Annotated in this window: 6 protein-coding genes; all 6 read right to left on the bottom strand. The window is 70.3% G+C overall.

The genetic code is table 11. The features are described from left to right. Positions 1–66: 66 nt before the first annotated feature. Positions 67–948, bottom strand: coding sequence for a sugar phosphate isomerase/epimerase family protein (locus V7053_RS02125; RefSeq protein WP_334170613.1), 882 nt, complete (start codon positions 946–948; stop codon positions 67–69). Beyond that, on the bottom strand, positions 945–1,970 hold the full coding sequence (locus V7053_RS02120) for a Gfo/Idh/MocA family protein (RefSeq protein ID WP_334170612.1): 1,026 nt from the start codon (positions 1,968–1,970) through the stop codon (positions 945–947). The genes V7053_RS02125 and V7053_RS02120 overlap by 4 nt, the downstream gene beginning before the upstream one ends. Before the next feature lie 64 nt (positions 1,971–2,034). Continuing rightward, a complete protein-coding gene (locus tag V7053_RS02115; RefSeq protein ID WP_334170611.1) occupies positions 2,035–2,952 on the bottom strand; it encodes a sugar phosphate isomerase/epimerase family protein in 918 nt (305 codons plus the stop codon). A gap of 140 nt (positions 2,953–3,092) precedes the next feature. After that, positions 3,093–5,030 carry a 3D-(3,5/4)-trihydroxycyclohexane-1,2-dione acylhydrolase (decyclizing) gene (gene iolD / locus V7053_RS02110; RefSeq protein WP_334170615.1) on the bottom strand — a complete coding sequence of 646 codons (1,938 nt, stop codon included), beginning with the start codon at positions 5,028–5,030 and terminating at the stop codon, positions 3,093–3,095. A 14-nt stretch (positions 5,031–5,044) separates the two neighbouring features. Continuing rightward, positions 5,045–5,998 (bottom strand): Cgl0159 family (beta/alpha)8-fold protein, encoded by a 954-nt coding sequence (locus V7053_RS02105; RefSeq protein ID WP_334170610.1) that lies wholly within the window; start codon positions 5,996–5,998, stop codon positions 5,045–5,047. Then, positions 5,995–6,984 carry a 5-dehydro-2-deoxygluconokinase gene (gene iolC / locus V7053_RS02100; RefSeq protein WP_334170609.1) on the bottom strand — a complete coding sequence of 330 codons (990 nt, stop codon included), beginning with the start codon at positions 6,982–6,984 and terminating at the stop codon, positions 5,995–5,997. The genes V7053_RS02105 and iolC overlap by 4 nt, the downstream gene beginning before the upstream one ends. Positions 6,985–6,989: the final 5 nt, after the last annotated feature.

Here is a 6,989-nt window from a genome sequence, read left to right as displayed (position 1 = left end):
GGGTTCAGGGGCGAGTTGGCGTACCCGAAACGGGTTCAGGGGCGAGTAGCCGTACCCGAAACGGGTTCAGGGGCGAGTTGGCGTACCCGAGACGTATTCCTGCATGGTGCGGAGCTGGTAGCGCGAGACCTCGTCGGCGTTCTCGTTCTCTGCGAAGACGCTTGAGACCATCACGGTGTCATCGCGGTCGAGGAAACCGATCTCCCGCAACCCGCCGAAGAACTCGTTCCAGTTCACGTCCCCGTCGCCGATCTTGAGGTGCTGGTGGACGCGCACCGCGTTCCCGGGCGGGTTCGTGATGTACCGCAGGCCGTGCGAGGCGTGGTGGTTCATGGTGTCGGAGACGTGCACCACGCGAAGGCGCTCACCCGCGGCCCGCATGATCTCGAGCGGCTCGTCCTTCATGTGGAACGTGTGCGACGCGACGTACACCATGCCGACATTCGGGGAGTTGAGACCACGGATCACGCGCAGCGCGGCGAGGCCCTCCTCGACGAAGTCGTCCGGGTGCGGGTCGATCGCCACGTGGACGCCCTCGCGCTCGAAGACCGGCAGGAGCTCCTCCATGGACTTGTAGAAGCAGGCCTCCGACTCCTCGGGCTTCTCGGGGCGCCCCGAGAACTCCGTGTTCATCTGGTTGGCACCGAGGTCCACCGTGATCTGGATGGCGCGCTTCCAGTAGCGCACCGCGGCCTCGCGCGCCCACTCGTCAGGCCCCGACCAGCGGAGCACCGGCAGAACCGAGGCGACTTCGACGCCGGCGTCCGCGCAGGCCTTGCGGAACTGGCGCACGAGCTCGTCGTCGGCCTTGGGATGCGTGAAGAATGGGATCATGTCCCGGTGCGGGGTCAGCTGCAGGTACTCGTACCCGAGTTCGGCCGCGAGGGCCGGGAACTCGAGCAGCGAGTGGGTGCTGTGGAACGGTGTGGGGTCAAGGGCGAACTTCACTCCGCGTTCCCCCCGTACAGGGCCGGCTTCTCGTTGAGCACGACCGCGACCTTCTCGCCGCTCTTCTGCGCCTCGACTCCGGCCTCGCAGCAGGCGGCAGTCGCGTAGCCATCCCATGCCGAAGGGCCGCCGATCTCGCCCCGCTGCGCGGCGTCGACCCACGACTGGACCTCGACGTCGTACGCGGCGCCGAAGCGCGACTCGAACCCGGGGGTGACCTCCCCGCCCCAACGTCCCGCCCGGCGGAGGTACGGGCCGCCGTCGGCCCCGATCTCCACGATCCCGTCCTCGAACGCCGCCTCGGTCGCGACCTGATAGCCGAACTGGGCGTTGACGAAGATCTCCACATCGACAAGCACGCCGGACGTGGTCTCGATCAGGACGTGCTGGGGATCGTGCTGGCCGCCCGGCGCCTTCGAGCTCGCCTTGCCGAGGCGCACCTGGACCGATGTGATCTCCTCGCCCGTCAGATAGCGGATGACGTCGAACTCGTGGACGACCGAGTCGTTGATGAGCATCTCGTTCGTGAATCCGGCCGGCGTGTCCGGGTTGCGGTGGCGGCAGTGGAGCATGAGCAGCTCGCCGAGCTCGCCCGAGCGGACCAGGCCGCCGAGCTGAAGGTACCCCTGGTCGAAGCGGCGCATGAAGCCGACCTGGATGCGCTGGTGACCCAGCCCCTGCTCGGCCTCGACGATCTTCCACGCCGAGGCGGCATCCGGCGTGAGCGGCTTCTCGCACAGGATCGGGATGTCCCGTTCCAGCGCTTCGAGGAGCGCCTGCTCGTGCAGGAAGCCGGGGGTGGCGATGAGGACGGCGCTCACCTCGCCGGACTCGTACGCCTCGGCGGCGGTGGCAAACGCGCGGGCCCCCGGAATGCCCTCGACGGCGGCCTTGGCGCGGTCGAGATCGATGTCGACGACGGCGGCCACGTCGGCGCCGTGGATGCGCGTGTGCAGGCGCTGGATGTGGTCGGCGCCCATACGGCCGGCGCCGATGACGGCGACGCGCAGGTTCTCGGTCATGGGATGAGCCTTTCGAAGAGTGGTCTGATGCAGAGCAGAGAGTTCAGCGGCGGACCGGCGGAGTTCAGGAGACGCGGGTCCGGGAGCCGCACGAGAGCAGGTAGCTGCGGGTGCGCTTCGCGATCGGGAGCGGGACATCGAACGCGACGGGGTACATGTCCTGCTCGACGATGCCGAAGATCGGCCTCTCGAGGGCCTCGACGGCCTCGATGACCTCGCGCAGATCGGGCAGGCCCGAGGGCGGCTCAGCCATGACACCCGCGGTGTTTGCCGCCGCCCAGGTCAGGTTCTCAGCCCTGACTTTCGCGAGGACGTCGGGATCGATCTGCTTGAGGTGGAGGTAGCCGATGCGCTCCGGGTACTTGCGGATGAGGTCGACGCTGCTCGCCCCGCCGTACTCTGCGTGGCCCGTGTCGAGGCAGAGCGTGAGCAGCTCGGGGTCGGTGTTCTCGAGCAGCCGCTCGATGTCGGCCTGCCCTTGGACGTGGGAGTCCGCGTGGGAGTGGAACTGCTGCCTGAGGCCGAACTGCTCCCAGAGCCGACGACCCAGCTCATCGTGGCCCTCGAACAGCGAGTCCCACTGCTCAGGGGTGAGCACCTCGTTCTCGACGGCCTCGCCCGTGACGTCGTCGCGCCACATTGCGGGGATGACGACGATGTGCTCGCCGCCCATCGCCGCAGTGAGCTCTGCGACCCGACGGGCTGGCTCCCAGGCCTCCTCCCACTGATCACGCCCGCGGTGGAAGGCCGTGAACACCGTCCCCGCCGAGACCTGAAGGTCGCGCGCCTTGAGCTCGTCGGCGAGCTGCGAGGGATCGGTCGGGAGGTAGCCGTACGGGCCGAGCTCGATCCACTTGTAGCCGGCCTCGGCCACCTCGTCGAGGAAGCGCTCCCACGGAGTCTGCTTCGGATCGTCCGCGAACCACACACCCCATGAATCGGGCGCGGTCCCGATGATGAGCTTGTTCTCGATATCGCCCATGATGCTCCTTGATCTGGAGAGACTCCCGATGGTCCCGAGAATCTCCCGATGGTCCTGAGAGTCCCCCGACTTTCGTTGCGCCGTCACCTCTGCAGGGTGCGCACCCTGCGGAGATGACGGCGCAACGAGGGGGTCTCGGCTCAGCCGATGAGGGGTCGCTGCTGCGCCTTGTGCTCGATGTAGGTGGCGAAGGCCTGCTTGGTGGACTCGAGCTCGGCGGCGCCCGAGACGGGCACGTCCCACCAGGACTCCGACGACGGGGCGTCGATGAGCGGGTCCGACTCGATGTGGATCAGGATCGGCCCCGAGCCCTCGGGGGCGGCCTTGGCCTTGGCGATCGCGGCCTCGAGGTCCTCGATCGCGTTCGGCCCCGGCTCGATCCGGTGCACGGTGACGCCGAGACTCTCGGCGTTCGTGGCGAGATCGATCGGGAGCTTCTCGCCGTCGTCGAACGTGTGCTGCGCCCGGTCCAGCGTGCGGTACTTCGTGCCGAACCGCTGCGAGCCGAGCTGCTCCGACAGGGCCCCGATCGAGGCGTAGCCGTGGTTCTGGATGAGCACCACGATGAGCTTGATGCCCTCGGCGACCGCGGTGACCAGCTCGGTGTGCATCATCAGGTATGACCCGTCGCCGACCATGACGACGACGTCGCGGCTCGCCTCGCGGTGTTCGGCCCCCGAGGCGGCGTCGAGGACTGCGCGCTTGACGCCGAGGCCCCCGGGGATCTCGTACCCCATGCAGGAGAACGCGTACTCGACGTGGTAGCCGAAGGGGTCCCGGATGCGCCACATCTTGTGCAGGTCGCCCGGGAGGGAGCCTGCGGCGCAGATGACGACGTCGCGCGCGTCCATCGCGCGGTTCGTCGCCCCGATGATCGCGTTCTGGGACGGCAGCGGGGAGTACCGCTCGTCGAACGCGGCGTCGACGGTCGCGTCCCAGCGGGACTTCTCCGAGGCGACCGCGCGCTCGAGGTCCGCCCCTACGCGGTAGCCGCCCAGCGCCGTCGTCAGCGCCACGAGCGCCTTGCGCGCGTCGGCGACGATCGGCAGCGAGGTGCCGTGCTTGTAGGCGTCGATCGGGGCGACGTTGATGTTCACGAACCGCACGCCCGGGTTCTGGAACGCGGTGCGCGAGGCGGTCGTGAAGTCCTCGTAGCGCGTGCCGATGCCGACGACGAGGTCCGCGTCGCGGGCCAGGGCGTTGGCCGCCGTCGTGCCCGTCGAGCCGATCGCACCGAGCGCCTGGGCGTGGTCCCAGGGCAGGACGCCGACCCCGGCCTGCGTCCAGCCGACCGGGATGCCGGTGGCCTCGGCGAACTCGCGCAGCTGCCCGTTCGCGAACGCGTACAGCACGCCGCCGCCGGCGACGATGAGCGGGCGCTTCGCGGCCCGGATGAGCTCGGCGGCGCGGGCGATGTCCTCGGCCTCGGGCTCGGGGCGGCGGATGCGCCACTCGCGCTCGGCGAGGAACTCCTCCGGGACGTCGAAGACCTCGGCCTGGACGTCCTGCGGCAGCGCGATCGTGACGGCCCCGGTCTCCGCCGGGTCGGTCAGGACGCGCAGCCCGTGCAGGAGCGCGGAGAAGAGCTGCTCGGGGCGGTTGACCCGGTCGAAGTACTTCGACAGCGGCCGGAAGGCGTCGTTGACCGTGATGTCGTAGCCGTGGGGCTGCTCGAGCTGCTGCAGGACCGGGTCGGCGGCGCGCGTGGCGAACGTGTCGGACGGCAGCAGCAGGGCCGGGAGGCGGTTCGCCGTGGCCAGGGCCGCCCCCGTGAGGAGGTTGGACGAGCCGGGGCCGATCGAGGTCGAGACCGCGAAGGTCTGCCGCCGGCGGGTGTGCCGGGCGTAGCCGACGGCCTGGTGCACCTGGGCCTGCTCGTTGCGGCCCTGGTAGTACGGCATGAGCGTTGGGTCGGCGACCTGCCACTGCTTCAGAGCCTGGCCCACGCCCGCGACGTTGCCGTGGCCGAAGATGCCGAACATCCCCGGGATGAGCCGCCCCCGGAACGTCTCGCCGCCGACCGTGTCGACGGTGTACTGGCGGCCCAGGAACTCCACCAGCGCCTGGGCGACCGTCATCCTGCGCGTGCTGCTCACTTGCCGGCCTCCTTGCCAGTGATTTCCTCGGTGCGCAGCAGCGATGCCGCCGCCGCGACGGCACCGGCGACGTCGCCGTCGGCCGGGTAGAGCAGGGTCCGGCCCACAGTGAGGCCCTGGACGCCGGGGAGCGCGAGCGCCGCGCCCCACGAGGCGAACACCTCGTCCCGGTGCCCGGTCGGGTCGCCGCCGAGCAGCACGGTCGGCAGGGTCGTGGCCGCCATGACGCGCTCCATCTCCGCCACGACCGGCAGCTTCATCCACATGTACGCGCTCGTCGAGCCGAGCCCCTCCGCGATCGCGACCGACTTGATGACCGCCTCCGGGGACAGGTCGTTCCTGACCTTCCCGTCCACCCACGTGGACAGGAACGGCTCGACCATCGCCACGAGCCGGCGCTCGGCGAGCGAGTCGACCGCCTTCGCGGTGGACTCGAGGATGCTCGCCGTCGCGGGGTCGCCGAGGCAGATGCGCGTCAGCATCTTCCCGCCCGTCGCCCCGAGCGCCTCGAGGGCCGCGGCCGTGTGGCCGGTGAAGCGGTCGTCGAACTCGTTGACGAACCCGGCCAGGCCGCCGCGGTTCATCGAGCCGAACAGGAGCTTGCCCTCGAGCGCGCCGAGCAGGAGCAGGTCGTCCATGATGTCCGGGCTCGCGAGCACGCCGTCCACGGCGGGGTTCGCGAGCGCGATCCGGAGGCGGTCGAGCAGCTCGCGCCGGTCCGCCATCGCCGCAGGGCGGCCCTGCGCGGCCAGGGCGCCGCGGGCGGGATGGTCCGCGGCGACGATGAAGTTCTGCTTCCCGAGCACGACGCCGGGGTGCGGCTTCCGCTCCCGAGCCGCCCGGGCAATCGCGTCCGGGTCCTCGAGGCGGATCTTCGTCAGGTGCTCGTAGCGGCGGGGGTCGTCGTCGAACGCGCCCTTGATCAACGGGGTTGCAGCGGCGGTGGTCACTGGGACACCGCCTCGGGGACGAGCCGTCCGCGCTCGGCCAGCAGCGAGGTGACCTCTCCCGGCGTCGGCATCGCATCCGCGCACGAGAGCCGGGAGGCGACGATCGCGCCGGCGGCGTTCGCATAGTCGAGCACCTGGGCCAGCGGCCACCCGGCCAGGAGGCCGTGGCAGAAGGCGCCGCCGAACGAGTCCCCGGCGCCGAGGCCGTTGAGCGTCTGCACCGGAACCGGGGCGGAGACGACCCGTTCGGTGCGCGTCTTGGCCATCACGCCCTCGGGGCCGAGCTTCACGACCGCGATCTCCACCCCCGCCTCCAGCAGGCGGTCCGCCTGCTCGTCCGGCGTGCCGTGCCCGACCGCGACGGCGCACTCCTCCTCGTTGCCGATCGCGACCGTCACGTGTGGGAGGACCTTGGCGACCTGCTCGCGCGCAGCGTCCTCCGAGTCCCAGAACATCGGGCGGTAGTCGAGGTCCAGGACGGTGAACTGGCCCTCCGCCAGGGACGCCCGCGGGCGCGCCTCGTGCGCGGCGATGTGCGCGGCCCGGCTCGGCTCCTGGCACAGCCCTGTGACGGTCGACCAGAAGATCCGCGCCTCGCGGATCGCGTCGGCGTCAAGCTCGTCGGCCCTGATCTGCAGGTCCGGCGCGGTCGGGAAGCGGCCATAGAAGTACAGCGGGAAATCGTGCTGCTCCGGCATGATCGCGCAGAACGTCGCCGGGGTCTGCAGGCCCGCGACCGGGGTCACGAACCGGTCGTCGACCCCGAACTTGGCGAGCTCCCGGTGCAGGTAGACCCCGAACGGATCGTCCCCGGTGCGCGTCACGACGGCGGTCCGCCGCCCGTGCCGCGCGGCCGCCACGGCGACATTGGACGGAGAACCGCCCAGGTACTTGCCGAAGCTCGTCACGTCCGCGAGGCCGACGCCGACGTCGTTGGGATAGATGTCGACGCTGATGCGCCCCATCGTGAGAACGTCATAGGTCACGATCG

This window comes from Sinomonas sp., assembly GCF_036848755.1.
Taxonomy (GTDB): domain Bacteria; phylum Actinomycetota; class Actinomycetes; order Actinomycetales; family Micrococcaceae; genus Sinomonas.
The sequence above is the reverse complement of the archived record's forward strand: the minus strand, read 5'-3'. Positions and strand labels throughout refer to the sequence as shown.

Coding starts and splice junctions, on each gene's coding strand:
- iolD (WP_334170615.1), bottom strand. CDS start 5,030: ATGACGGTCGCCCAGGCGCTGGTGGAGTTCCTGGGCCGCCAGTACACC.
- V7053_RS02115 (WP_334170611.1), bottom strand. CDS start 2,952: ATGGGCGATATCGAGAACAAGCTCATCATCGGGACCGCGCCCGATTCA.
- V7053_RS02120 (WP_334170612.1), bottom strand. CDS start 1,970: ATGACCGAGAACCTGCGCGTCGCCGTCATCGGCGCCGGCCGTATGGGC.